Raw genomic sequence first — 24,697 nt, forward strand, 5'->3', positions numbered from 1 at the left:
TGCGATGGGCAGTCGCCACCGCACATCTGTGTGCAGCAGCCAGTTGGCCACCGCGTTCGCGCTTTTAGTCTTCCAGCAGCTCTTCAGCCTGACCCAGGATGTTTTCCAGGGTGAAACCGAACTCTTCGAACAAGGCTGGTGCCGGCGCCGACTCACCGTAGGTGGTCATGCCGATCACGCGGCCTTCCAGGCCCACGTACTTGTACCAGTAGTCGGCGTGAGCCGCTTCGATGGCGATACGCGCGCTGACCTGCAGCGGCAACACCGATTGCTTGTAGTCGGCGTCCTGGGCTTCGAACACGCTGGTGCAAGGCATGGACACCACGCGCACGTTGCGGCCCTGGGCAGTCAGCTTGTCGTAGGCCTGAACGGTCAGGCCGACTTCGGAACCGGTAGAGATCAGGATCAGCTCCGGCTCGCCGATGCAGTCCTTGAGCACGTAGCCACCACGGCTGATGTCAGCGATCTGCGCGTCAGTGCGAACCTGATGTTGCAGGTTCTGACGGGAGAAGATCAGCGCCGAAGGGCCGTCCTTGCGCTCGATCGCGTGTTTCCAGGCCACGGCGGATTCGACCGCGTCGGCTGGGCGCCAGCAATCCAGGTTCGGCGTGGTGCGCAGGCTGGTCAATTGCTCGACCGGCTGGTGGGTCGGGCCGTCTTCGCCCAGGCCGATGGAGTCGTGGGTGTACACGTGGATCACGCGTTTCTTCATCAGCGCGGCCATACGCACTGCGTTGCGCGCGTATTCCATGAACATCAGGAAGGTCGCGCCGTAAGGCACCAGACCGCCGTGCAGGGACACGCCGTTCATGATCGCGCTCATGCCGAATTCGCGCACGCCGTAGTACATGTAGTTACCGCTGGCGTCTTCGGCGGAGACACCTTTGCAACCTTTCCACAGGGTCAGGTTGGAACCGGCCAGGTCGGCCGAACCGCCGAGGAACTCAGGCAGCAGCGGGCCAAAGGCGTTCAAGGTGTTCTGGCTGGCTTTACGGCTGGCGATGGTCTCGCCCTTGGCCGCGACTTCGGCGATGTAGGCCGAGGCTTTTTCCGCGAAGTCGGCAGGCAGGTCACCGGCGAGGCGGCGTACCAGCTCATTGGCAAGCTCCGGGAATTCGGCGGAGTAGGCGGCGAAACGCTGGTCCCACTCGGCTTCGGTGGCCAGGCCTTGTTCCTTGGCATCCCATTCGGCGTAGATGTCGGCCGGGATTTCGAACGGGCCGTAGTTCCACTTCAGCGCTTCACGGGTCAGGGCGATTTCCGCGTCACCCAGCGGGGCGCCGTGGCAGTCTTCTTTGCCTTGCTTGTTCGGCGAGCCGAAACCGATGGTGGTCTTGCAGCAGATCAGGGTCGGCTGCTCGCTCTTGCGGGCGGTGTCGATGGCGGTCTTGATTTCTTCCGGGTCGTGGCCGTCGACGTTGCGGATCACCTGCCAGTTATAGGCCTCGAAACGCTTAGGGGTGTCGTCGGTGAACCAGCCTTCGACTTCGCCGTCGATGGAGATGCCGTTGTCGTCGTAGAAGGCAATCAGCTTGCCCAGGCCCAAGGTACCGGCCAGAGAAGCGACTTCGTGGGAAATGCCTTCCATCATGCAGCCATCACCCAGGAAAACGTAGGTGTGGTGGTCGACGATGTGGTGGCCGGGGCGGTTGAACTGCGCGCCCAGGACTTTTTCAGCCAGGGCGAAACCGACGGCGTTGGCCAGGCCTTGGCCCAGGGGACCGGTGGTGGTCTCGACGCCTGGGGTGTAGCCGAATTCCGGGTGACCCGGGGTACGGCTGTGCAACTGGCGGAAGTTTTTCAGATCGTCGATGGTCAGATCGTAGCCGGTCAGGTGCAGCAGCGAGTAGATCAGCATCGAGCCGTGGCCGTTGGACAGCACGAAGCGGTCACGGTCGGCGAAAGACGGGTTGGTCGGGTTGTGTTTCAGGTAGTCACGCCAGAGTACCTCGGCGATATCCGCCATGCCCATCGGGGCACCGGGATGGCCGCTGTTGGCTTTTTGCACGGCATCCATGCTGAGGGCACGAATGGCGTTGGCACGCTCACGACGGCTGGGCATCGCTGTTCTCCTGAGGGTTGAATAAAAGAAACGGAAAAAAGGACCGGCATTTTCCCTCAGCCACCGCCTGCGGGCAATGACAGATAGTCACTTGAGGGCGTTTTTCCTGTGGTTTGCGCGGCAATCGCCTGCAGAACCCTGCCGCCGCTTCGTCTAACGGGAATAGCGCTCGCTTATAACCGCCACTTATCGACCAATATCAAAACTTTTTGATATTGGCCTTGCGATGATTTCCACCCGTCACTAGACTGCTGGCCTTATGAACTTACCCGTGCCCTCCCTGCGTCCCGACGATGGCGATGAACTGGCAGCCTTATGCAAGGCCGCTGGCGATCCGTTGCGCCTGAACGTCTTGCGGGTGCTGGCCAACGATTCCTTTGGCGTGCTGGAACTGGCGCAGATTTTCGCCATCGGCCAATCGGGCATGAGCCATCACTTGAAGGTCCTGGCCCAGGCCGACCTGGTGGCCACCCGCCGCGAAGGCAATGCGATTTTTTACCGCCGCGCCCTGCCCCACACCGAGTTGCTCGGCGGCAAGCTGCACAGCGCGCTGCTGGAAGAAGTGGACAACTTGAGCCTGCCCGGCGACGTGCAATCACGCATCGGCCAGGTTCACGGGCAGCGCGCGGCGGCCAGCCAGGACTTTTTCTCACGGGTCGCCGAGAAGTTTCGCGCCCAGCAAGACCTGATCGCCGGCTTGCCGCAATATCGCGAAAGTGTACTGGCGTTGTTGGACAAGCTGAGCTTCAGTCATAAAGCGACGGCCCTGGAAGTCGGGCCTGGCGATGGCGGCTTTTTGCCGGAACTGGCGCGCCGCTTTCAACAGGTCACGGCGCTGGACAACAGCCCGGCGATGCTCGAACTGGCACGCCAGCTGTGCGAGCGCGAGGCCTTGGGCAACGTCAGCCTGCAGTTGGCCGATGCCCTGAATGACACCAGCCTGCGGGCCGATTGCGTGGTGCTGAACATGGTCCTGCACCATTTCGCCGCCCCCGCCGACGCCCTCAAGCAGATGGCGAATTTGCTGCAACCCGGCGGTAGCCTGCTGGTTACAGATTTATGCAGCCACAACCAGAATTGGGCCAGGGAGGCCTGCGGTGATCTCTGGTTGGGTTTTGAACAGGACGATCTGGCCCGTTGGGCCACCGCTGCGGGACTCGTTCCCGGGGAAAGCCTCTATGTAGGTTTACGTAATGGTTTCCAGATCCAGGTCCGCCATTTTCAGCGACCGGCTGGCGACACTCACCATCGGTAAATATCAGGAAAACATCGAGATGAGCGAATACTCCCTTTTCACCTCCGAGTCCGTGTCTGAAGGGCATCCGGACAAAATCGCCGACCAGATTTCTGATGCGGTGCTGGACGCCATCATTGCTGAAGACAAGTTCGCCCGTGTGGCGTGCGAGACTCTGGTGAAAACGGGCGTGGCGATCATCGCCGGCGAAGTCACCACCACGGCCTGGGTCGACCTGGAGCATATCGTCCGCGAGGTGATCACCAACATCGGCTATAACAGCTCCAACGTCGGCTTCGACGGCGCGACCTGCGGCGTGATGAACATCATCGGCAAGCAGTCCCCGGACATCAACCAGGGTGTCGACCGCGCCAAGCCAGAAGACCAGGGCGCCGGCGACCAGGGCCTGATGTTCGGCTACGCCAGCAACGAAACCGACGTGCTGATGCCAGCGCCGATCACCTTCTCGCACCAACTGGTGCAGCGCCAGGCCGAAGCCCGTAAATCCGGCCTGCTGCCGTGGCTGCGTCCGGACGCCAAGTCCCAAGTGACGTGCCGTTATGAAGGCGGCAAAGTGGTCGGTATCGATGCTGTCGTGCTGTCGACCCAGCACAACCCGGACGTTTCCTACGCCGACTTGCGCGAAGGCGTGATGGAGCTGATCGTCAAGCACGTGCTGCCGGCTGAACTGCTGAACAAGGACACCCAGTTCCACATCAACCCGACCGGCAAGTTCATCATCGGTGGCCCGGTGGGCGACTGCGGCCTGACCGGGCGCAAGATCATCGTCGACAGCTATGGCGGCATGGCCCGTCACGGCGGTGGCGCGTTCTCCGGCAAAGACCCATCCAAGGTTGACCGTTCGGCGGCCTACGCCGGTCGCTACGTGGCCAAGAACATCGTCGCCGCTGGCCTGGCCGAGCGTTGCGAGATTCAGGTGTCCTACGCCATCGGCGTGGCCCAGCCTACGTCGATCTCGCTGAACACCTTCGGTACCGGCAAGATCAGCGATGACAAGATCGTCAAACTGGTGCGCGAGATCTTCGACCTGCGCCCTTACGCGATCACCACCATGCTCGACCTGCTGCACCCGATGTACCAGGAAACCGCGGCCTACGGCCACTTCGGCCGTACCCCGGCGCAGAAGACGGTCGGCGACGACACCTTCACCACCTTCACCTGGGAAAAAACCGACCGCGCCAACGACCTGCGTATCGCTGCCGGCCTGTAATCGCTTGCGCTACCCAAAGCCCTGCCGGGTTCGCCCGGCGGGGCTTTTTATTGTCGGGCGATTCGCGTCGGCGTTCACATTTTTTGGATCCAAACCTTGCAGGCTAAATAATGGCCCACTAGAATCCGCGCCCTCTCGGGCCCTCCACCTTATTCTGGATATTGCACTGCGCCGGCCCGGGACTCATCAGCGCGCAGGCAATCGGACATTGAGGTTTTCATGCATATTTCCAAGCTCGCCCCTGCCGCCCTGCTGCTCAGCCTGTTTGCCCTGCCGGTGAACGCCGCCGACCTGAGCGCACTGAGTGGCGCACTGAGCTCCCAGCTCGGTGGCGGCAACTCCGGCGACTGCCAGCAGCATGCCAAAGACCTGCAAACCAAGATCGACGCGGCCAATGCCAAGAATGACGCGTTGAAAGTGAAGGCCTTCGAAGCCGCGCTGGAGCAGGTCAACAAAGGCTGTAACAAACTCGCCGAGTCCCAGGCCAACGTCGATGCCAAGCAGCAAAAGCAGCAGGCCAAGGCAGAAAACAACGATGCCGTGAAAGCCCTGGGTGGTCTGTTCAAGTAAGCAGAAACACCCGGTAAAAAGCCCCGCTCTGTCGGGGCTTTTTTGTGGGCGCGAAGATCCCTTAGGCTGAACGCCCCTTACCGAGCAAGGATGCTCCCGATGCGCTTGCTGATCGTTCTTTTACTCAGTGTTCTAACCGGGTTGGCCAGGGCTGAAGAGTGCCCCGATGACGCACGGGCACAAATCGGCCCGCTGGCTCGGCAAATCAGCCTCTGGGACGACAGTTACCACCGGCTCGGCCATTCGCCCATCAGCGACGAACTCTACGACCAGGCCCGCCAGCGCCTGGCTCACTGGCAACGGTGTTTCCCGCAACCGGCGGCGCTGGCCGACAAGCCTCTGGCCAGCTCACGGGGCACCTCGCCGCACCCGGTGGCCCATACGGGCCTGGACAAATTGCTCGACGAACACGCCGTCGGCGAATGGCTCCAGGTTCGCCAAGATGTGTGGGTCCAGCCCAAGGTCGACGGTGTCGCCGTGACCCTGGTGTACCGCCAGGGGCGCCTGCACCAAGTGATCAGCCGGGGCGACGGCTTGCTCGGCCAGGACTGGTCGGCCTGCGCGAAAAAAATCCCCGGCATCGTCCAGCAACTACCGGAGCCCATCGACCTGGTGCTGCAAGGTGAGCTCTATTGGCGTCTCGACGACCATGTGCAATCAAGCCTGGGCGGGCTCAATGCGCGCAGCAAGGTGGCCGGTTTGATGAACCGTCGACAGTTGAGCGACGCCGAGGCCGCCGGGATCGGTCTGTTTGTCTGGGCCTGGCCCGATGGCCCGGCGGACTTCACCGAGCGCCTGGCCACCCTGGCAGGTTGGGGCTTCATCGACAGCCAACGCTACAGCCGGCCCATCCAGGACATCGTCGGCGCCGCCCGCTGGCGCACCTACTGGTACAACCATCCACTGCCTTTTGCCAGTGATGGCGTCGTGCTGCACCAGGCCACGCGCGCACCCGCCAAGCGCTGGCAGGTCAGTGCGCCTTACTGGGCAGTCGCCTGGAAATACCCCGCCGCCAAGGCTCTCGCACTGGTACGCAAGGTGCAGTTCAACATCGGCCGCACCGGGCGCATCACCCCTATCCTGGAACTCGAACCGGTGCGTCTGGACGACCGGCAGATCAGCCGCGTCAGCACCGGCTCCCTGCAACGCTGGAAAACCCTGGATATCCGCCCCGGCGATCAGGTCGCCATCAGCCTCGCCGGCCAGGTCATCCCGCGACTGGACGAGGTGGTCCTGCGCAACGAGACCCGAGTGGACATCCAAGTCCCCAACGCCCGGGACTTTCACGCCCTGAGTTGCTGGCAACTGGACCCTGGCTGCGAAGAGCAGTTGCTGTCGCGCCTGACCTGGTTGAGCGGCAACCAGGGCCTGGGCCTGCCGCATATGGGCCGGGAGACGTGGAACGTATTGATCCAGGCCGGTCTAATCGCAGGCTTCCTCGATTGGTTGACCCTCGATGCGGCAGAGCTTGCTAACATTGAGGGCTTCGGCGATCGCAGCCGTGCGCGGGTGCTCGACAGTATCCAAAGCGCGCGGCAACGGCCTTTCGCTCAATGGCTCAAAGCCCTGGGTGTACCGCCTGCGGCACGCAATAACCTGGAAGGCGGCTGGCAGGCGCTGGTTGCCAAGGACACCCAAGCCTGGCTGGCCCTGGATGGCATCGGCCCGGGCCGCGCGGCGCAACTCAGCGCTTTTTTTCGCGACCCGCAGATACAGGCTTTGGCTGAGACACTACGCGTGGCCGGAATAGACGGGTTTTGAACCCGACCCGGCCATCAGATTGCGACTTTGGAGCTCCATATGAAATTTTTAGCCCCTTTTGCCCTGCTGACCGTCGCATGCTTCATGGCGACGCCGCTGCTGGCAGCCGAAGAAGCAACCCCGCTGACCGGCTGCGCCGCCAAGCGCCAGGCCATCAGCACCCAGATCGAACAGGCCAAGGCCCATGGCGACAGCGCACAACAAGCCGGCCTGGAGAAAGCCCTGAGTGAAGTCACGGCCAACTGCAACGACGCGGCGTTGAAAAAGGAGCGCGAAAACAAGGTGCTCGACGCCAAGCATGACGTCAGCCGCCGTCAGGCCGACCTCGACAAGGCGATGAAAAAAGGCGACGCGGACAAGATCAACAAACGCAAGGACAAACTGGCCGAGTCGCGCAAAGCACTGCAAGACGCGGTGGAAGAACTCGACCAGTAAACCGGTCAGTGGTCCCGGAACTGCTTATGACAGGCGCTGCAGGCATCTTCGACTTTCTGCACTGCAGGCGAAAGGTTACTGGCCTTGTAAGGCTGCACCTGGCTTGCGATCACCAATTCACCGGTGGCCGCTTCGAGGTCGCGGGCCATTTGCTGGAATTGCGCCTGTTTTTGCCAGACGTCGTCCTTGGCGCTGGTGTGGTCTTCCTCACGCACGCTCGGAAAATGCTTCCATGGCTCATGGGACAACGCATCGAGCTTGACCGCGCCTTCGGCGAACTTCGCGCCGTCGAACGGGATGCGCCCACGCAACATGCCACCCAGGTCTTCGCCGGTCTTGAGCATTTGCTTGAAGATCGCTTTGCGCTGGCCCAGGGGCGAATTCGGATCAACGCCGCCACAGGCGGACAGCGCCAGGCAGGCCAGCAGTACAACAGTCAGTTTTTTAAAAGTCATGGTGGCTTCGAGGTCACGGGAAACGGCGGCCAGTATCCTCGCCCCACCCGCAAAGACCAATAGCCCTATTAACGATAAGGGTTGCCCAAACGCGTCGACGCACGGGCAATCGCTTCAGGAATTGCTTGTATGAATATCGCTTTGAAACCCTGGAGCCGCCGTCTGGCGTGGGCTCTACCGATGATCGCGGTGCTGGCCGGCTGCGATGCGGGCAAGGACACGCACAAAGATGAAACAATCAAACCCCATGCGGTGGCCACCTATGTGAACGCACCGTGGGAAGCCCTGCCGGCGGTGTCCGACAGCGAACTGCTGGCCGGGTTTGAGTCCTGGCGCAGCGCCTGCCAACGCCTCAAGGCTGACCCGGTGTGGGGCACGACCTGCGCGGCGGCAACGGCGGTGCCAGGCGATGCCGCGGCGGTTCGCGGTTTTCTCAAGGAACGCCTGGACGTATTCGGCCTGCGCTCGGCCGACAACACACCGAACGGCCTGATCACCGGCTACTACGAACCCGTCTACCCCGGCAGCCTGACCGAAACCCCCACCGCCCATGTGCCGGTGTACGGCGTGCCGGACGACCTGATCATCGTCAACCTCGAAAGCATCTACCCGGAACTCAAGGGCAAGCGCCTGCGCGGCCGCCTGGAAGGTCGTGTACTCAAGCCGTATGACGACGCCAGCACGATCAACGGCCAAGGCTCCACCGCCAAGCCGATCGCCTGGCTGACCGACCCGATGGACCTGCAGTTCCTGCAGATCCAGGGTTCGGGGAGGATTCAACTGGCAGGCGGGCGCCAATTGCGCATCGGCTATGGCGACCAGAACGGCTACCCCTACCGTCCTATCGGCCGCTGGCTGGTGGAGCAAGGCGAACTGAAGAAAGAAGACGTGACCATGGGTGCCATCGGCGCCTGGGCCAAGGCGCATCCGCAGCGCATTCCGGAACTGCTGGCGAGCAACCCCAGCTACGTATTCTTCAGCGCCCGCCCCGACAGCAACGAAGGCCCTCGCGGCTCGCTGAACGTGCCGCTGACCGCCGGCTACAGCGTGGCGGTGGATCGCAAGGTGATTCCGCTGGGCAGCCTGCTGTGGCTGTCGACCACACGCCCGGACGGTGCGCCGATCGTGCGCCCCGTCGCCGCGCAGGATACCGGCGGCGCAATCACCGGCGAAGTGCGCGCAGACTTGTTCTGGGGCACAGGGGCGGCCGCAGGCGAACTGGCAGGGAATATGAAGCAGCAGGGGCAGATCTGGATGTTGTGGCCGAAGGGCGCCGCATTACCCCAGGTACCGGATGCCCCGGCCGGCACCTGACAGACGCTGATCGACAGTGTGGGGCAAGCCAGCCCCCACACTGCGGCAAGCGTTAGATCGAGACGAAGAAGAAACTCGCAATCAGCGCCATGCCCACCGCCCACACCAGCGAGCGCAGGATGGCCCAATCCGCCAGGTAGCAGATGATGTACAGCAGGCGGCTGGTGATAAACAGCACCGCGAGGACATTGATCGTGACCAGTTCGGCGGTGCCGGCCAGGTGCGCGATGATCACTGCGGCAGCAAACGCCGGGGTCACTTCAAAGCTGTTGAGTTGCGCGTTATGGGCACGTTTGGCGAAGCCTTCCAGGGTATCGAGGAAGGCACGCGGGTCATGGTTCTGCCGTGGCCCGAACTTGCCGCCACTGAATTTGGCCACACCGGTACACAGGTACGGCAGAAAGATTGCGATCAATACACACCAGAAAGCGACAGTCATCACTCATTCCTTTTTTGGTTTTATCAAGGCGATCAACGCTTTATCACGAACATGCCGACCCGCATCCAGCCACAGGCTCTGCGTCCAACCGCATGGCCCAAAGCACCCAAGCGTAGCTCATCAAAACGCACACCCCCAACCGCCATGGGTTCCGTGTCGGCAGCGCGTTGATTCTGCCGCTCACTGATCCTTATTGATCCGCTGCGGATGCCTCGGGTCCGCTGCAACCTTACCCGGCAAGCTGCTTTCGCTGCGGATCTGCGCATGACTGATCAGCGCAAAGATACAGCTGCCGCCAATGATATTGCCGGCCAGGGTCGGCCCGGCGAATATCAGCCAGAAATCCTTCCACGGCAGTTCACCGGCAAATACCAGGTAAGACACTTCCGCCGAGCCGACCACGATGTGGGTGAAATCCCCCAGCGCCATCAAGTAGGTGATCAGGATGATGATCCAGAGCTTGGCGCTTTCCATCGACGGAATCATCCACACCATGGTGGCGATCATCCAGCCGGAAACGATGCCCTTGGCAAACATCTGGCCGGGGGCGTTTTCCATGACTTTGCGTCCGATCTCAAGGAAGGCCTGGTCGGTCTTGGTATCGAAGATCGGAAGGTGCAGCATCACATAAGCCACCAGCAAGGTGCCGCACAGGTTACCCACCAGCACCACCGTCCACAGCCGCAGCAAGCGCCCGGCATTGGCCAGGGTCGGTTTGCTCATCACCGGCAGCACTGCGGTCAGGGTGTTTTCGGTGAACAACTGCTGACGCGCGAGAATCACCGCCAAAAAGCCCGCGCAGTAACCGAAACTGGCAATGACTTTGAACCCTTCACCGTCCGGCAGGCGCGAGTTGAGCAGGCCCATGCCCATCAGTGACAGGCCCATGGTCAGGCCGGCCGCCAGCGCCGACCACCACAATGCCGCCACCGTGCGCTCCAGTTCCTGGTCGCCCTGGGTGCGGATGATTTCATGCAGCACCGCCGCGCGGGGTGGCTGGTTCTTGTCGACGTCGTGCTGCTCTTCCTTCGACAGGTTGGGGGTCTTGCCGTCGTCGTGCGTGGCCATGATGCTCCAGAGTCCAAGGGGTACCTGTAGCTACGACAGGCTGGAGCGATGGCTGTTCAGTGGCCTGGCAACTAAACCGGTATGCGCCAGGCCTTGGCCATCTCCACCGTGGTCGAGCTGAACGGTTTTGACCAGGGCTTGTTGCGTGCGCCGTAGTGCCGAATGATCTCGTCGAGCACCCGGTTGAACGCCGCGGGGGTGGTCGCCTTGGCCAAATCCGCCGCAGCGCGTTGCAGCAAGTCGACATTGGCGTCGGTCTGGCCCGGCCGGTACAGCGATGGGTAGATGACCTCGCGGGTGAAATTTTCGGCCTTTACCGCGATGTCGCGCCGTTTCATTTCGGCGACCGCACTGGCCATGACGCTGGACATCGGCGAGGCGCCCGAAGCCTGCTTGGCCGCCACCTGCAACAACTGCTGAAAATTGCGCTGCCCCGCAGCATTCAATCGACGCCCCAGCCACTCGACGTGCTCAGGCCGGCTGGCGAGCACATCCAGGTTACGCAGCGCGGCAGACAACTCAGGTGTGAAGATCAGGGTGTCGTGGGCCTGGTTCACCTTGGCAATGGCACTGTCCAGGGTTTGCAGCGCTTGTTGTGCGTTCTGTCTGAACATCAACACCGCGGCGGCGGCCGGGTCTTTCTGCAAGGTTGCCTGCGCACTGGCCAGCATCGCATCGTCCATTGCCAGCACCGCGTCATCCAACGAGGCGAACGTGTGATGCTCGCGCACCGTGTCGCGTTGTTCCAAGTGCGCCGCCACGGTTTTGCGCGCCTGTGCCTGCAGATGCTGCTTGTCTTGCGCGCTCATGGTGAAATTCACGGTGCCGTTGAGCGTGCCGCGAAAGTCCCCCTTATCCGTCTTCAGCGGCAGGACCACGGTCTGCTCGGCAAACGCCTTGAGCCGCTCATTTTGATAGGCTTCGGCGGACGCATGGGGCGTTCCCGTCAGCTTGTCGACGAGGCTGCTGAAGAAACCGCCGCCTTTTTTCGGCGTCGCTGCGTCTTCGGCTTCAAACTTGACGATCAGCGACTCGTGCTGGCTCAACGGGCTTTCTGCAAACGAGGGCTCGATCACCCCGGGGGCCGGCGTGTTGAGCAGCAGGCCACCGTCCTGGAAGGCAGTGGCTTCGGCGGTTTCCTGGAAGGCATGCCCCTGCTCGGCAGGGCGCTTGAAAAGCACCGGCAACGACGCCGAAATGTGTGCGGCGCGGGCGATGTCCATGTCCGGGGTCAGGCTGGCGTTGAACGTCACCAGTTGCGGGCGGCCGTCGAACATCCCTGTGCCGGTGATATTGAGCGGTTTGATCGCCGGGATATGTCGGTTCAACACCTCAAGATCGCGAAACGTCGGAGCCTCGCCGGCGCTGATCCGGTCGGCGATTTTCATGACTTCACCAGGCCGGGTGGCCCTTGGCGTAGCGGCGATATGGGCAAGGACCGATTGGCGCGACTCATCGCGCAGCAATTGCTCCAAGGGACGCGCCTCGGTTTGCAGGCGCGGCATCATGGTCAGCAACAATTGAGAGATATTGCCCGCCGGGCCTGGCAAGCGCCTGGTGAGTTTGCCCAGGCGAGCACTGGCCTCTTGCAGCCAGGCTGTCAACGGGTCGTCGCTGTTCAACAGGCTCGGCAGGTCGATGCGGTTCGATAGCTTGCCGAAGACCTCGGCGTTCATGCCGCTGGCGAGCAACGAGGCAGAAATCGCGCCGGCGGATGAGCCGGAAATAACCTGGATACCTTGCAGCTTCCCACTGTCCTCCAGCGCCTGCACCATTCCCGGATAGGCAATGCCTTTGGCACCTCCGCCGCTAAGCACCAGATGGCTGGGCGGTGGCGGCGACAACACCACCTCCACCTGGCCGTCAATATTGCGGGAAAGACTCAGTTTGCGCGGTCCCGCGGCCTCAACCAACGTGGTTTTCACGTCTTGGCTGAGGGGGGCTTGCGATGACTGGAGCGAAAGCGGCTGCATCTGCTCAGCCGGATTGGACGACACTTTCATACATAGGCTCTCGATACAGAACGTAGTCCTGAGTCGTGAGAAAGCCTGGGAAAGATCCACGCGGAATGATTTGGTAAAGCAATCAAACCGCTGTGCGGTTACGCAGGAGGGCTGTCTTCCTTGAACTGGTCTTTCACGTATTTGATCTCGGTCCGGCCGTGAGGCGCGGGCAAACCGTCTTCGCCGAGGTTGACGAAGACCATTTTTTCCACGGTGAGGATGCTTTTGCGGGTGATCTTGTTGCGCACTTCACAGGTCAGGGTGATGGAGGTGCGGCCGAAATCGGTGGCGGTGATGCCCAGCTCGATGATGTCGCCCTGGCGCGAGGCGCTGACGAAGTTGATTTCGGAGATGTACTTGGTCACCACGCGCTGGTTGCCCAATTGGACAATCGCGTAGATGGCTGCTTCCTCGTCGATCCAACGCAGCAGGCTGCCACCGAACAGGGTGCCGTTGGGGTTGAGGTCTTCAGGTTTTACCCATTTGCGGGTGTGGAAGTTCATGGTCACTCCAAAGCGTCTTGCCGAATGATGGGCAATATCATGGCAGAGCCTGGGCGCAAGCTCTATGCGCCATTGCCTATCGCCCCCATGCGGGATCTTCATATCGCCGACAGAAAGGCTTGGGAAGTGCCGCATACACAGCTATAATCGCACCCGCTTCAAAACGGTCATCTTCAGTTGATACCGTTCTCCCGCCACCTGTCCGAGGGGCGCTGCAGCAGGTTAGACCTGTCAGGCTCGGATGGGGCGTTGTCCGGCCTGGTTGTCCTGGCCTGATACTAAACGCACAACGGCGCCCATTCGCACACTACGAATGGAGGCTCTTCATGAGCGCTGTAATTACGCCTGCAGATTTCAACGACTACAAAGTCGCCGACATGTCCCTCGCTGCCTGGGGCCGTCGCGAAACCTTTATCGCCGAATCCGAAATGCCTGCCCTGATGGGTCTGCGTCGCAAGTACGCCGCCGAGCAACCGCTCAAGGGCGCGAAGATTCTCGGCTGCATCCACATGACCATCCAGACTGCCGTGCTGATCGAAACCCTGGTTGCCCTGGGTGCCGAAGTGCGTTGGTCGTCCTGCAACATCTTCTCGACACAAGACCAGGCCGCCGCCGCCATCGCTGCTGCCGGTATCCCGGTATTCGCCTGGAAAGGCGAGACCGAAGCAGAGTACGAATGGTGCCTGGAGCAAACCATCCTGAAAGATGGCGCGCCTTGGGATGCCAACATGGTCCTCGACGACGGCGGCGACCTGACCGAGCTGCTGCACAAGAAGTACCCGCAGATCCTCGACCGCGTCCACGGCGTGACCGAAGAAACCACCACCGGCGTACACCGCCTGCTGGACATGCTGGCCAAGGGCGAGCTGAAAATCCCGGCCATCAACGTCAACGACTCGGTGACCAAGAGCAAGAACGACAACAAGTACGGCTGCCGTCACAGCCTGAACGATGCGATCAAGCGCGGCACCGACCACCTGCTGTCGGGCAAGCAAGCCCTGGTGATCGGCTACGGTGACGTGGGCAAGGGTTCGTCCCAGTCCCTGCGCCAGGAAGGCATGATCGTCAAGGTCTCCGAAGTCGACCCGATCTGCGCCATGCAAGCCTGCATGGACGGTTTCGAAGTGGTTTCGCCGTTCATCGATGGCATCAACGATGGCAGCGAAGCGAGCATCGACAAGGCCCTGCTGGGCAAGATCGACCTGATCGTCACCACCACCGGTAACGTGAATGTCTGCGATGCCAACATGCTCAAGGCCCTGAAGAAGCGCGCCGTGGTGTGCAACATCGGTCACTTCGACAATGAAATCGACACCGCTTTCATGCGCAAGAACTGGGCATGGGAAGAAGTGAAACCACAGGTACACAAGGTTCACCGTACCGGCTCGGGCGATTTCGACCCGCAGAACGACGACTACCTGATCCTGCTGGCCGAAGGCCGCCTGGTAAACCTGGGTAACGCCACTGGCCACCCAAGCCGCATCATGGACGGCTCGTTCGCCAACCAGGTACTGGCGCAGATCTTCCTGTTCGGCCAGAAGTACGCCGACCTGTCGCCGGCCCAGAAAGCCGAGCGTCTGACCGTGGAAGTGCTGCCGAAGAAACTCGACGAAGAAGTGGCCCTGGAAATGGTCCGCGGCTTCGGCGGCGTGGTGACTCAACTGACCAAGACCCAGGCCGACTACATCGGCGTGACCGTCGAAGGTCCGTTCAAGCCGCACGCTTACCGCTACTAAGTAACCAGCTCCACCTGCTCTAACCTGTAGGAGCGAGCTTGCTCGCGAAAAACCCAACGGCACCGCGTACAGCCTGTTTGACGCGTTATCGTTGACGTTCTCCGCGAGCAAGCTCGCTCCTACAGTGCAGGTGGGTTGCACAGTCGGCTTCTGAGTTTCCAAGGGTATTACCATGTCCCAAGACCGTCGCTACAGCTTCGAGTTCTTTCCGACCAAGACCGATGCTGGGCATGAAAAACTGATGGCGACTGCCAAGCAGTTGGCCAGCTACCACCCCGACTTCTTCTCCTGCACCTACGGCGCTGGCGGCTCGACCCGTGACCGCACGATCAACACCGTGTTGCAGCTGGAAAGCGAAGTCAAAATTCCCGCCGCGCCGCACTTGTCGTGCGTGGGCGACAGCAAGGCCGACCTGCGCGCCCTGCTGACCCAATACAAAGGCGCCGGCATCAAGCGCATCGTCGCCCTGCGCGGTGACCTGCCATCCGGCATGGGCATGGCCAGCGGTGAGCTGCGCTACGCCAACGACCTGGTGAGCTTCATCCGCGAAGAAAGCGGCGATCACTTCCACATCGAAGTGGCCGCTTACCCGGAGATGCATCCACAGGCGCGCAACTTCGAAGACGATCTGCAGAATTTCGTGCGCAAGGCCAACGCCGGCGCCGACAGTGCGATCACCCAGTACTTCTTCAACGCCGACAGCTACTTCTACTTCGTCGAGCGTGTACGGGCCATGGGTGTGAACATCCCGATCGTGCCAGGCATCATGCCGATCACCAACTACAGCAAGCTGGCGCGCTTCTCCGACGCCTGCGGTGCTGAGATCCCACGCTGGGTACGTAAACAACTGGAAGCCTATGGCGACGACGTCAAAAGCATCCAGGCATTCGGCGAACAGGTAATCAGTGAGATGTGTGAACAATTGTTGCAAGGTGGTGCGCCAGGGCTGCATTTCTATACCCTGAACCAGGCTGAACCTAGCCTTGCCATCTGGAACAACCTCAAGCTGCCACGCTGAAGTTTGCCCGGCTGTGCCAAGGCCCTCGTTTCTACGAGGGCCTTTGTCGTTTTACATGCCCACGGAACCCAGCAGTCCATGAATACAGTGCCCTCGACTTCCCGCCCGCAACTGGTGTATCTGGTTTTCGGTGCCCAGACCTACCATCAGGAAGCCGTCTTCAGTATCGCCAGCGCCTTGGCTTTTCTGCAGGACACCCCGGACGCCGTCGTAGACATCCAGGTATTCAGCGACAACCCCGAACCCTATCGCCTGCTGCCGGTACGCGTGCGCCCGCTGGACGACGCCACCCGCAAACGCTGGAGCGAGCCCCACGGCTATCACTTCCGCACCAAACACGTGGTGCTGCGCCAGGTGCTGGAAGAGTCGTCGACAGCCCTGCTGATCGACACCGACACCTTCTTCCACCATTCGCCCACAGCCCTGTTCGAGCGCGTGCAACCCGGCACTCTGCTGTGCAACGCCTTCTACACCAAGTACGGCGACAATCACGAAAGCATCCTCTATAGCGCCCTGCACCAGCGCCTGCTGGACATGGGCGTGGCCGACGATGACATGATGACCCTCAACTCCGGCGTCATCGGCCTGACGCAACAGGACGCGCACATCCTCGATCGCTCCATCGAGTTGATGGACGAACTGTTCCCCCACGCCCAGGGCGCCTACACCCTGGAAGAGTTCTGCCTGTCGATCGCCGCCTACCGCACCGTGAATGTGCGCGAGTGCCCGGACCTGATCCACCATTACTGGAGCCGCAAGCAGCTGTTCCGCGCCAAGGTCAAGGCGTGGATCGCCAAGCATGCGGCCGCCCCCACCAGCGCGCAGGCCCTGGCCGACACGCGTCAGGTTTCCTCGCACCTGCCGCGCCCGCCGCGCTTGCAGCGCCTGATGTACAAACTGATCACCCTGCTCTTGCCCAAGCACCAGCAGCAGTTCATCCGCGAAGTTCTCTACGGTTGCTACGAGCACGAGAACGAGTTCGACCAGGCGTGCGGCCCGGTGTGGTGGGACAAGGCGCGGCAGAATCAGGAAGAGCGCCAGCAACGTCCGCTCGACGCCCACCAACTGGAGCACTGGTTCGCCAACCCGGTGGTCAGGCTGATTCTGGGCGAGCGGCGCAGCGCGATCTACGAACACTTGATAACCTCGCCCGTCAAATAACGATCCTTGCAGATGCGCGTGCCAGAGCTTCTCTTTCATTCAGGAGCATCGTAACCTCAGGCCATGTCCGCCCTTCTGAAGCTGTTGACTGCGACTCTTTTTACTTGCCTGAGCCTGGCCGCTCACGGCGAGAAATTGCGCATCGTCACCGAACCGTGGGCGCCTTACGTGTATGACGACAACGGCACGATGCGCGGGCTGGACTATGAAACCACGGTGATCGTGTTCCAGCGCCTGGGCGTCGATGTGCAGTGGCAATTCCTGCCGTGGAAACGCTGCCTGGCGATGCTCGAACAAGGCCACGCCGACGGCGCGCTGGACATTTTCCACAGCCATGAACGCGATGCCCTGCTGCTGTACCCCAGCGAACCGCTGTCGGAAGTGGAGTTCGTGCTGTTCTATGCCAATGAGCGGCCCCACCCGGTCCAGACCCTTGACGAGTTGCGCGGGCTGACCGTGGGCACCTCGCCGGGTTACCTGTACGGCGCCGAATTCAGTGAGTCCAGCGTGTTCCAACGCGAGCCGGCGCCGAGTCATGAAGCGAACTTCGGCAAATTGCTGCTTGGCCGCATCGATCTGCTGGTGACTGACCGCCGGGTCGGCCAGCATGTGATCGCGGCCTTGGGCCTGGAAGGCCAGGTCAGCCAGGCGCCCGCCGTGATCCGCCGCCAGCAGCAGTTTCTCGCCGTGCGCCGTGGCGCGGGCATGGACCTGCTGGTGCAGCGCTTTGCCGCCGAACTCAAGCGCTTCAAGCAAGAGCCGGCCTACGCCGCCTTGAGCGCCAAATATGGTGGTATTCAAAGCGCAGCGGCGCCGATTACACTGCACAAACACACCGTTGAGCAGCAGGAAAGCAGCGCGCGGTGATTGCTCTGTTATACTCGGGCCTTCCCGCCAGGCTTACGCCCGGCCGCTGAGGTCTTGAAAAAGACACCCAACCCAGCTACTGCGCAGCTTTGCGGCCCGCGCGAGCCATTGGAGTGTCCGCCAGACGCAGCAGGACCGGACGGGGTTGCGCTCCCCTAAGCGCCATTCACGCCCGGCAAGATTATCCCTTTGGGCCAAGCCCTAACTAAAACAGGATTACTCATGTCCTTTGCTTCCCTCGGTCTCTCCGAGGCTTTAGTCCGCGCCATCGAGGCAGCGGGCTATACCGAGCCTACTCCGGTGCAACAGCGGGCTATTCCCGCCGTGTTGCAAGGTCGCGACCTGATGGTTGCGGCTCAGACAGGTACTGGTAAAACCGGCGGCTTCGCCCTCCCGATTCTGGAGCGGTTGTTCCCCAATGGTCACCCGGACAAGTCCCAGCGTCATGGCCCGCGCCAACCGCGCGTACTGGTCCTGACCCCTACCCGCGAACTCGCCGCCCAAGTGCACGACAGCTTCAAGCTGTATGCCCGCGACCTGAAGTTCGTCAGCGCCTGCATCTTCGGCGGCGTCGGCATGAACCCACAGGTTCAGGCCATGTCCCGTGGCGTTGACGTCCTCGTCGCCTGCCCGGGTCGCCTGCTCGACCTGTGCGGCCAAGGCAGCGTCGATTTGTCCCACGTGGAAATCCTCGTGCTCGACGAAGCCGACCGCATGCTCGACATGGGCTTTGTCCATGACGTGAAAAAGGTCCTCGCCCGCCTGCCGGCCAAACGTCAGAACCTGCTGTTCTCGGCAACGTTCTCCAACGACATCACCGCCCTGGCCGGCAAGTTGCTGCACAACCCGGAGCGCATCGAGGTCACGCCGCCGAACACCACGGTCGAGCGTATCGAACAACGCGTGTTCCGCCTGGCCGCCAGCCACAAGCGTTCGTTGCTGGCGCACCTGATCACCCACGGCGCGTGGGAACAGGTGCTGGTGTTCACCCGCACCAAGCACGGCGCCAACCGCCTGGCCGAGTACCTGGACAAGCACGGCCTCACCGCCGTCGCCATCCACGGCAACAAGAGCCAGAACGCGCGCACCAAAGCGCTGGCCGACTTCAAGGCCGGTGAAGTACGCATCCTGGTGGCCACCGATATCGCCGCACGCGGCCTGGATATCGACCAACTGCCGCACGTGGTCAACTTCGAGCTGCCTAACGTCGACGAAGACTACGTACACCGTATCGGCCGTACCGGCCGTGCCGGTCGTTCGGGCGAAGCCATCTCCCTGGTTGCGCCGGACGAAGAAAAACTGCTGAAAAGCATCGAGCGCATGACCAAGCAGAAAATCGCCGACGGCGACCTGATGGGCTTCGATGCCAGCACCGTTGAGGCCGAGAAGCCTGAGGTGCGCGAGCGTCCGGACGTGCGTAACCCACGCAATCCACGCGGTCCGAAGGGCGATGGCCCGAACGGCGGCGGTGGCGGCGGCGGTCGTCGCGACAAGGGCAAGGACAAGGGCGGCAAGGAAAAAGCGCCGACCAACGGCCGCGGCGAACGCCCGGCTCGCGAGCAGAAGCCCCGCGAAGGCACCCCGGCCCGCGAACAGCGTCAGCCGAGCCAGCCAAGCCAGCCAAGCCAGCCGCCACGCGCCAGCGCCGACCGCGCGCCGGACGAGTTCCTCGACGACGATGTGGATAACTTCGGTAACCGCGTCGACTACGTGCCCCAGGCCAAACCGGCCCAGGGCCGTGGCCGTCGTCCAGGCGCTCCGGCTCCGGGCGCTGGCACTGGCGCACCGCGTGGCGGCCAGCCACAGGGCGCGCGTCAGAACGGCCCGCGCAACAGCAGCGGCGGCACCACCGGTACGCCACCGGCCAAGCGCAGCGGCCCGCGTAACGGCGCACCGCGTGATGGCCAGGCGCGTCGCGAAGACTCGCGCAGCAACAACCGCCGCCCGGCCCGTGACGACCAGCCACGCTTGTCCGAGCCAGCGGTGCAGAACCCACGCGGCGGCCCTGCGCCGAAGATCATCCACAAGGAGTCGAAAGCCGACCGCTTCCCGACACCGGAGCAACTGGATCAGTTGCCAGGCCGTCCTCGTGGTGAAAAACCAGCGCTGCTGACCCGCAACCGCGAAGCATAAAAAAAAACCCGTATCGCGAGATACGGGTTTTTTTGCCTGTAGGAGCGAGCTTGCTCGCGAAGGTCGTCAACGATAACGCTGGCAGCCTGAAAAAACGCGGTGTCTCTACGTTTTTCGCGAGCAAGCTCGCTCCAACAAGTGAAGCGTTACTTCGCTTTCACACCTTCAAACGTCACGTACAGCTCAACATTGTTGGACGCTGGGCCCAGGTCCATCTGCTTGCCGAAGTCTTGGCGATTGAAGCTGGTGGTGCCTTCAAAACCGGCACGGTAGCCGCCCCATGGATCCTTGCCTTCACCCAGGAAGGTGGCCTTGACGACGATCGGCTTGGTCACGCCGTGCAGGGTCAGGTCGCCGGTCACGTCGGCAGTGACTTGGCCCGCAGCATTCTTACCGGTGGTTTTAACACTGGTGGAGACGAACTTGGCATCGGCAAACTTGCCAACGTCCAGGAAGTCTTTGCTGGAGATGTGCTTGTCACGTTCAGCGTGGTTGGTGAACACGCTGGCGGTGCGGACGTTGAACTCAATCTTGCTGTCTTCAGGCTTGGCGGCATCGAAGCTGAACTTGCCGTCCAGGTCCTTGAAGGTACCGGTGATGAAGCTGTAGCCCAAGTGGCTGATCTTGAAGTCGACGAAGGCGTGCTGGCCTTCTTTGTCGACAACATAGTCAGCGGCCATCACCTGGCCTGCGGACAGCAGAGCAGAACCGATTGCCAGAGCAGCGAGTGTCTTTTTCAACATGCTTTCTATTCCTTGTGAGTCGAGGTTGAACATCAGGCTTTGCGCCCCAGCATTCGCGTGAGGGTCGCATCACGATCGATAAAGTGGTGTTTCAACGCGGCCACGCCGTGCAGGCCGGCGAAAACCACCAGCACCCAGGCGAGGTACAGATGCACCACGCCTGCGGTGTCTGCCTGGTCCGGCAAGCCGGAAACCAAGGCAGGAATCTCAAACAGGCCAAACACCGGGATACCCACACCGTCCGCGGTGGAAATCAGGTAACCGGCGATCATCACGGCAAACAAGCCGACATAAAGGAACCCATGGCCAAATGCAGCACCGATCCGCGTCAGCCGGCTGTAGCTGGCCAGCGCCGGTGGCGGCGGGCTGATCAGGCGCCAGACGATACGCACCAGCATGATGGCGAACAGCGTGATGCCTATGCTTTTGTGCAGATCCGGCGCGTCTTTGCGCCATGCGCTGTAGTAGTCGAGACCGACCATCCACAAGCCCAGGGCGAACAGACCAAACACCACCAGGGCCACGCCCCAGTGCAATACCATGCTGACCCAGCCGTAGCGGGCTGGTGAGTTACGTAGCTGCATGTACTTAATCCCGTAAGAACTGTGCTCAAGACTAACGATTTACCTATCGAATTAAAGCGCAATTTTTTGCTTTGAAATATCGAGAAATATGATCATAAGCCTAGGCACAATACGTTAACGAGGGATTAAGACTATTCCTAAGAAACGTGACAGACCGTCCTGTGTTTACTGCGAATTGCCCCACAATGGCTTGTGACACGGGCCTCCATTGCATAGGCTTGCGCGATTGTTTCGCCTGCGCCGGGCGCAGGACCGCTTCGAGGAGATAGACGATGGGCTTGAACAACCAGTGGATGCAACGCGACCTTGCGGTGCTGTGGCATCCCTGCACCCAGATGAAAGACCACCAGCAACTGCCGCTGATCCCGATCAAGCGCGGTGAAGGCGTGTGGCTGGAAGACTTCGAAGGCAAGCGCTACCTCGACGCTGTCAGCTCCTGGTGGGTCAACGTGTTCGGCCACGCCAACCCGCGCATCAACCAACGCATCAAAGACCAGGTCGACCAGCTGGAACACGTGATCCTCGCCGGTTTCAGCCACCAGCCGGTGATCGAACTGTCCGAGCGCCTGGTGGCGATGACGCCCGCAGGCCTGACCCGGTGCTTCTATGCCGATAACGGTTCGTCGTGCATCGAAGTCGCGTTGAAGATGAGCTTTCACTATTGGCTCAACCGCGGCCTGCCGAACAAAAAACGCTTCGTCACCCTGACCAACAGCTACCACGGCGAAACCATCGCCGCGATGTCGGTGGGCGACGTGCCGCTGTTCACCGAAACCTACAAAGCGCTGCTGCTCGACACCATCAAGGTGCCAAGCCCGGACTGCTACCTGCGCCCCGAGGGCATGAGCTGGGAAGAACACTCGCGCAACATGTTCCTGGCCATGGAACAGACCCTGGCGGACAACCACGACACAGTCGCCGCCGTAATCGTCGAACCGCTGATCCAGGGCGCCGGCGGCATGCGGATGTACCACCCGGTATACCTCAAGCTGCTGCGCGAAGCCTGCGACCGCTACGGCGTACACCTGATCCACGACGAAATCGCCGTGGGCTTCGGCCGCACCGGCAGCATGTTCGCCTGCGAACAGGCCGGCATCCGCCCGGACTTCCTGTGCCTGTCCAAGGCCCTCACCGGCGGCTACCTGCCGCTGGCGGCGGTGGTCACCACCGAAGATGTCTACAGCGCCTTCTACGACGACTACCCGACCCTGCGCGCCTTCCTGCATTCCCACAGCTACACCGGCAACCCGCTGGCGTGCGCGGCGGCCCTGGCGACCCTGGATATTTTCGAAGAAGACAACGTCATCGAAAACAACAAGGCCCTGGCCCAGCGCATGGCCACGGCCACCGCGCACCTGGCGGACCACCCCCATGTGTCGGAAGTGCGCCAGACCGGCATGGTGCTGGCCATCGAGATGGTCCAGGACAAAGCCACCAAGACCGCCTACCCCTGGCAGGAACGCCGTGGCCTGAAGGTGTTCGAGCACGCCCTGACGCGCGGCGCGCTGCTGCGGCCGTTGGGCAGCGTGGTGTACTTCCTGCCGCCGTATGTGATTACGCCGGAGCAGATCGACTTTTTGGCGGAAGTGGCCAGCGAAGGGATCGATATCGCCACCAACAGCAAGGTGAGCGTTGCCGTGCCCAAAGACTTCCACCCAGGCTTTCGCGATCCAGGTTGATTTGCCCTTCAAGCTTTGTATTTTTTCCAGAGAACAGACATGAGACTGTCCCGCTTTTTCACCGACACCCCGCTGAGCCTCGGCGATCACGAACTGCCTGAAGCCCAGGCGCACTACATCAGCCGCGTGCTGCGCATGGGCGAAGGCGATGCCGTGCAACTGTTCGACGGTTCCGGCCAGGAGTTTCGCGGCACGTTGCTGGAGGTCGGTAAAAAACACGTCAGCGTGCAACTGACCGAGCAATTCGCCGGGCAGGCCGAATCGCCGCTGCACATTCACCTCGGCCAGGGCCTGTCCCGCGGCGAGCGGATGGATTGGGCGATTCAGAAAGCCACCGAACTGGGCGTCAACGCCATCACGCCGATTTTCAGCGAACGCTGCGAAGTGCGCCTCAAGGACGAACGCGCCGACAAACGCCTGCTGCACTGGCGCCAGGTGGCGATCAGCGCCTGCGAGCAATGCGGGCGCTCGACGGTGCCGGTGATTCATCCACCGCTGCTACTGGCCGATTGGCTGAAGCAGACCGAGGCGGACCTGAAGCTGGTGCTGCACCCGGTGGCCGAGCCGATGGTCAGCCATGCCAAGCCATCGAGCCTGGCGTTCCTGATCGGGCCCGAAGGCGGCTTGACCGATCCTGAAGTCGACACCGCCCAAGACGCCGGCTTCCACGCCGCCCGCCTCGGCCCGCGCGTGTTGCGCACCGAAACCGCGCCGGTCGTCGCGCTGGCCGTCGCCCAACAACTGTGGGGCGACTTCTGACCGGCCCGAGGAGCGGGTTTATTCCACCGGGTCGCTGACCGGGGTGGCGAAGATCGCCTTCAACTCGGCGGTCATCGGAAACTCCAGGTTCAGGCCCTTCGGTGGGATCGGCTGTTCAAACCAGCGCCGGTAAATCCCGTTGATCTCACCGGTGCGGTACAGATCGCCCAAGGTGTCGTTGACCACCGCGAGAAACTGCGGATCGTCCTTGCGCACCATGCAGCTGTAGATTTCCCGCGACTGCTCCTCGCCCACCACCACCCAGCGATGCGGGTCCCTGGCCTTGGCGCGCTCGCCGTAGAGCAACGCATCGTCCATATAGAACGCGGCTGCGCGGCCGGTCTCGAGCATCTTGAAGGCTTCGCCGTGGTCCTTGGCGCTGATCACCGACAGGTTGCCGTTGTGCTCGACGTTGTAACTTTTGAGAAAGCGTTCGTTGGTGGTGCCGGCGGTCGTCACCACGTTCTTGCCCTTGAGGTCGGCGAAGCCTTGGATGCCGCTGTCTTTCGCCGTCAGCAGTTGCCCCTTCACGTAGATGAAGCCGTAGGAAAACGCCACCTGCTTCTGCCGCTCGGCGGTCACCCCGGTAGAACCGCACTCCAGGTCGACGGTGCCGTTCTGCACCAGCGGGATACGGGTCTGGGAAGTCACCAGGTTGTACTTCACGCTAAGGTTGGCCACCCCGGTTTTCTGCTGGATGCGCTCGACAATCTTGTTGGCCAGGTCCACCGAATAGCCCATGGGCTTGCCGCTCTGGTCGCCCACGTAGGAAAACGGCACCGACGCATCGCGATAACCCAAGGTAATGGACTTGGTGCTGGCGATCTTACTCAACGTGCCCTCTGTCGGCGGTTCATTCGCCTGAACCGGCGCGCCGAACAAAAGCCCCAGGGTGCAACCGATCAACAGGATTTTTCTCATTGTTATTCTCCGTTGGTGTGT

The 24,697-nt window shown here is 61.8% G+C and carries 22 protein-coding genes and 1 riboswitch; of the genes, 13 read left to right on the plus strand and 9 right to left on the minus strand.

What is annotated here, in order from left to right; translation table 11 throughout:
• Positions 1–64: 64 nt before the first annotated feature.
• Positions 65–2,062, minus strand: coding sequence for a transketolase (gene tkt, locus PverR02_RS29390; RefSeq protein ID WP_017844956.1), 1,998 nt, complete (start codon positions 2,060–2,062; stop codon positions 65–67).
• A 259-nt stretch (positions 2,063–2,321) separates the two neighbouring features.
• Here tkt and PverR02_RS29395 point away from each other — a divergent pair, with 259 nt between their 5' ends.
• From PverR02_RS29395 to PverR02_RS29415, 5 genes are all read left to right on the plus strand, one after another.
• Positions 2,322–3,317 (plus strand): ArsR/SmtB family transcription factor, encoded by a 996-nt coding sequence (locus tag PverR02_RS29395; protein ID WP_026139787.1) that lies wholly within the window; start codon positions 2,322–2,324, stop codon positions 3,315–3,317.
• Between the two features lie 19 nt (positions 3,318–3,336).
• Positions 3,337–4,527: a methionine adenosyltransferase gene (gene metK / locus PverR02_RS29400; RefSeq protein ID WP_017844958.1), complete on the plus strand. Its 1,191-nt coding sequence runs from the start codon at positions 3,337–3,339 to the stop codon at positions 4,525–4,527.
• Positions 4,528–4,746: 219 nt separating this feature from the next.
• Entirely contained in the window at positions 4,747–5,097 is a 351-nt protein-coding gene (locus PverR02_RS29405; protein ID WP_046487951.1) for a DUF1090 family protein, read from the plus strand.
• Between the two features lie 99 nt (positions 5,098–5,196).
• On the plus strand, positions 5,197–6,858 hold the full coding sequence (gene ligB, locus PverR02_RS29410; RefSeq protein ID WP_079444856.1) for an NAD-dependent DNA ligase LigB: 1,662 nt from the start codon (positions 5,197–5,199) through the stop codon (positions 6,856–6,858).
• A 39-nt stretch (positions 6,859–6,897) separates the two neighbouring features.
• Positions 6,898–7,293 carry a DUF1090 domain-containing protein gene (locus tag PverR02_RS29415; RefSeq protein ID WP_046381783.1) on the plus strand — a complete coding sequence of 132 codons (396 nt, stop codon included), beginning with the start codon at positions 6,898–6,900 and terminating at the stop codon, positions 7,291–7,293.
• Between the two features lie 5 nt (positions 7,294–7,298).
• On the opposite strand, the gene PverR02_RS29420 is transcribed toward PverR02_RS29415, so the two are convergent.
• The gene (locus tag PverR02_RS29420) at positions 7,299–7,748 is read right to left on the minus strand and encodes a c-type cytochrome (protein ID WP_017844962.1); all 450 of its coding nucleotides are present in this window, start codon (positions 7,746–7,748) and stop codon (positions 7,299–7,301) included.
• 129 nt (positions 7,749–7,877) lie between these two features.
• Here PverR02_RS29420 and mltA point away from each other — a divergent pair, with 129 nt between their 5' ends.
• Complete coding sequence (mltA, locus tag PverR02_RS29425; protein ID WP_046487957.1) at positions 7,878–9,062, plus strand: murein transglycosylase A; 1,185 nt, start codon at positions 7,878–7,880, stop codon at positions 9,060–9,062.
• Between the two features lie 52 nt (positions 9,063–9,114).
• Here mltA and PverR02_RS29430 read toward each other — a convergent pair whose 3' ends face one another.
• From PverR02_RS29430 to PverR02_RS29445, 4 genes are all read right to left on the minus strand, one after another.
• Positions 9,115–9,501: an MAPEG family protein gene (locus PverR02_RS29430; protein ID WP_046381781.1), complete on the minus strand. Its 387-nt coding sequence runs from the start codon at positions 9,499–9,501 to the stop codon at positions 9,115–9,117.
• 180 nt (positions 9,502–9,681) lie between these two features.
• Positions 9,682–10,569 carry a formate/nitrite transporter family protein gene (locus PverR02_RS29435; protein WP_017844965.1) on the minus strand — a complete coding sequence of 296 codons (888 nt, stop codon included), beginning with the start codon at positions 10,567–10,569 and terminating at the stop codon, positions 9,682–9,684.
• A gap of 71 nt (positions 10,570–10,640) precedes the next feature.
• A complete protein-coding gene (locus PverR02_RS29440; RefSeq protein ID WP_079444857.1) occupies positions 10,641–12,572 on the minus strand; it encodes a patatin-like phospholipase family protein in 1,932 nt (643 codons plus the stop codon).
• 98 nt (positions 12,573–12,670) lie between these two features.
• Complete coding sequence (locus tag PverR02_RS29445) at positions 12,671–13,075, minus strand: acyl-CoA thioesterase (RefSeq protein WP_017844967.1); 405 nt, start codon at positions 13,073–13,075, stop codon at positions 12,671–12,673.
• Between the two features lie 198 nt (positions 13,076–13,273).
• A riboswitch (S-adenosyl-L-homocysteine riboswitch) is annotated at positions 13,274–13,380 on the plus strand.
• Positions 13,381–13,401: 21 nt separating this feature from the next.
• Between PverR02_RS29445 and ahcY the strand changes: the two genes are divergently transcribed.
• The 5 genes from ahcY (at position 13,402) to PverR02_RS29470 (ending at position 19,990) form a co-directional block, all read left to right on the plus strand.
• Complete coding sequence (ahcY, locus tag PverR02_RS29450) at positions 13,402–14,811, plus strand: adenosylhomocysteinase (protein WP_017844968.1); 1,410 nt, start codon at positions 13,402–13,404, stop codon at positions 14,809–14,811.
• Between the two features lie 172 nt (positions 14,812–14,983).
• Positions 14,984–15,829 (plus strand): methylenetetrahydrofolate reductase [NAD(P)H], encoded by an 846-nt coding sequence (gene metF / locus PverR02_RS29455; protein ID WP_017844969.1) that lies wholly within the window; start codon positions 14,984–14,986, stop codon positions 15,827–15,829.
• 78 nt (positions 15,830–15,907) lie between these two features.
• Entirely contained in the window at positions 15,908–16,990 is a 1,083-nt protein-coding gene (locus tag PverR02_RS29460; RefSeq protein ID WP_079444858.1) for a hypothetical protein, read from the plus strand.
• A gap of 63 nt (positions 16,991–17,053) precedes the next feature.
• Entirely contained in the window at positions 17,054–17,857 is an 804-nt protein-coding gene (locus PverR02_RS29465) for a substrate-binding periplasmic protein (protein ID WP_079444859.1), read from the plus strand.
• Positions 17,858–18,079: 222 nt separating this feature from the next.
• A complete protein-coding gene (locus PverR02_RS29470) occupies positions 18,080–19,990 on the plus strand; it encodes a DEAD/DEAH box helicase (protein ID WP_079444860.1) in 1,911 nt (636 codons plus the stop codon).
• A 146-nt stretch (positions 19,991–20,136) separates the two neighbouring features.
• Here the strand turns inward: PverR02_RS29470 and PverR02_RS29475 are convergent, their stop codons facing one another.
• Both PverR02_RS29475 and PverR02_RS29480 read right to left on the minus strand, forming a co-directional pair.
• Entirely contained in the window at positions 20,137–20,733 is a 597-nt protein-coding gene (locus PverR02_RS29475; RefSeq protein WP_017844972.1) for a YceI family protein, read from the minus strand.
• Between the two features lie 32 nt (positions 20,734–20,765).
• On the minus strand, positions 20,766–21,317 hold the full coding sequence (locus PverR02_RS29480) for a cytochrome b (RefSeq protein WP_017844973.1): 552 nt from the start codon (positions 21,315–21,317) through the stop codon (positions 20,766–20,768).
• A gap of 272 nt (positions 21,318–21,589) precedes the next feature.
• Between PverR02_RS29480 and PverR02_RS29485 the strand changes: the two genes are divergently transcribed.
• Together PverR02_RS29485 and PverR02_RS29490 are read left to right on the plus strand one after the other, a co-directional pair.
• On the plus strand, positions 21,590–22,996 hold the full coding sequence (locus tag PverR02_RS29485) for an adenosylmethionine--8-amino-7-oxononanoate transaminase (protein WP_046381777.1): 1,407 nt from the start codon (positions 21,590–21,592) through the stop codon (positions 22,994–22,996).
• Positions 22,997–23,035: 39 nt separating this feature from the next.
• Positions 23,036–23,755 carry a 16S rRNA (uracil(1498)-N(3))-methyltransferase gene (locus tag PverR02_RS29490; RefSeq protein ID WP_017844975.1) on the plus strand — a complete coding sequence of 240 codons (720 nt, stop codon included), beginning with the start codon at positions 23,036–23,038 and terminating at the stop codon, positions 23,753–23,755.
• Between the two features lie 18 nt (positions 23,756–23,773).
• On the opposite strand, the gene PverR02_RS29495 is transcribed toward PverR02_RS29490, so the two are convergent.
• The gene (locus PverR02_RS29495) at positions 23,774–24,676 is read right to left on the minus strand and encodes a transporter substrate-binding domain-containing protein (RefSeq protein WP_079444861.1); all 903 of its coding nucleotides are present in this window, start codon (positions 24,674–24,676) and stop codon (positions 23,774–23,776) included.
• Between the last annotated feature and the right edge of the window lie 21 nt (positions 24,677–24,697).

Source organism: Pseudomonas veronii (assembly GCF_002028325.1).
GTDB lineage: Bacteria > Pseudomonadota > Gammaproteobacteria > Pseudomonadales > Pseudomonadaceae > Aquipseudomonas > Aquipseudomonas veronii.

Bases quoted from the DNA above. Each gene is read 5' to 3' on its own strand.
- metK (WP_017844958.1), top strand. From the start codon at position 3,337: ATGAGCGAATACTCCCTTTTCACCTCCGAGTCCGTGTCTGAAGGGCAT.
- PverR02_RS29405 (WP_046487951.1), top strand. From the start codon at position 4,747: ATGCATATTTCCAAGCTCGCCCCTGCCGCCCTGCTGCTCAGCCTGTTT.
- tkt (WP_017844956.1), bottom strand. From the start codon at position 2,062: ATGCCCAGCCGTCGTGAGCGTGCCAACGCCATTCGTGCCCTCAGCATG.
- mltA (WP_046487957.1), top strand. From the start codon at position 7,878: ATGAATATCGCTTTGAAACCCTGGAGCCGCCGTCTGGCGTGGGCTCTA.
- PverR02_RS29490 (WP_017844975.1), top strand. From the start codon at position 23,036: ATGAGACTGTCCCGCTTTTTCACCGACACCCCGCTGAGCCTCGGCGAT.
- PverR02_RS29420 (WP_017844962.1), bottom strand. From the start codon at position 7,748: ATGACTTTTAAAAAACTGACTGTTGTACTGCTGGCCTGCCTGGCGCTG.
- ahcY (WP_017844968.1), top strand. From the start codon at position 13,402: ATGAGCGCTGTAATTACGCCTGCAGATTTCAACGACTACAAAGTCGCC.
- PverR02_RS29395 (WP_026139787.1), top strand. From the start codon at position 2,322: ATGAACTTACCCGTGCCCTCCCTGCGTCCCGACGATGGCGATGAACTG.
- PverR02_RS29485 (WP_046381777.1), top strand. From the start codon at position 21,590: ATGGGCTTGAACAACCAGTGGATGCAACGCGACCTTGCGGTGCTGTGG.
- PverR02_RS29470 (WP_079444860.1), top strand. From the start codon at position 18,080: ATGTCCTTTGCTTCCCTCGGTCTCTCCGAGGCTTTAGTCCGCGCCATC.
- PverR02_RS29435 (WP_017844965.1), bottom strand. From the start codon at position 10,569: ATGGCCACGCACGACGACGGCAAGACCCCCAACCTGTCGAAGGAAGAG.
- ligB (WP_079444856.1), top strand. From the start codon at position 5,197: ATGCGCTTGCTGATCGTTCTTTTACTCAGTGTTCTAACCGGGTTGGCC.
- PverR02_RS29475 (WP_017844972.1), bottom strand. From the start codon at position 20,733: ATGTTGAAAAAGACACTCGCTGCTCTGGCAATCGGTTCTGCTCTGCTG.
- PverR02_RS29495 (WP_079444861.1), bottom strand. From the start codon at position 24,676: ATGAGAAAAATCCTGTTGATCGGTTGCACCCTGGGGCTTTTGTTCGGC.
- PverR02_RS29465 (WP_079444859.1), top strand. From the start codon at position 17,054: ATGTCCGCCCTTCTGAAGCTGTTGACTGCGACTCTTTTTACTTGCCTG.
- PverR02_RS29445 (WP_017844967.1), bottom strand. From the start codon at position 13,075: ATGAACTTCCACACCCGCAAATGGGTAAAACCTGAAGACCTCAACCCC.
- PverR02_RS29480 (WP_017844973.1), bottom strand. From the start codon at position 21,317: ATGCAGCTACGTAACTCACCAGCCCGCTACGGCTGGGTCAGCATGGTA.
- PverR02_RS29415 (WP_046381783.1), top strand. From the start codon at position 6,898: ATGAAATTTTTAGCCCCTTTTGCCCTGCTGACCGTCGCATGCTTCATG.
- PverR02_RS29460 (WP_079444858.1), top strand. From the start codon at position 15,908: ATGAATACAGTGCCCTCGACTTCCCGCCCGCAACTGGTGTATCTGGTT.
- metF (WP_017844969.1), top strand. From the start codon at position 14,984: ATGTCCCAAGACCGTCGCTACAGCTTCGAGTTCTTTCCGACCAAGACC.
- PverR02_RS29440 (WP_079444857.1), bottom strand. From the start codon at position 12,572: ATGAAAGTGTCGTCCAATCCGGCTGAGCAGATGCAGCCGCTTTCGCTC.
- PverR02_RS29430 (WP_046381781.1), bottom strand. From the start codon at position 9,501: ATGACTGTCGCTTTCTGGTGTGTATTGATCGCAATCTTTCTGCCGTAC.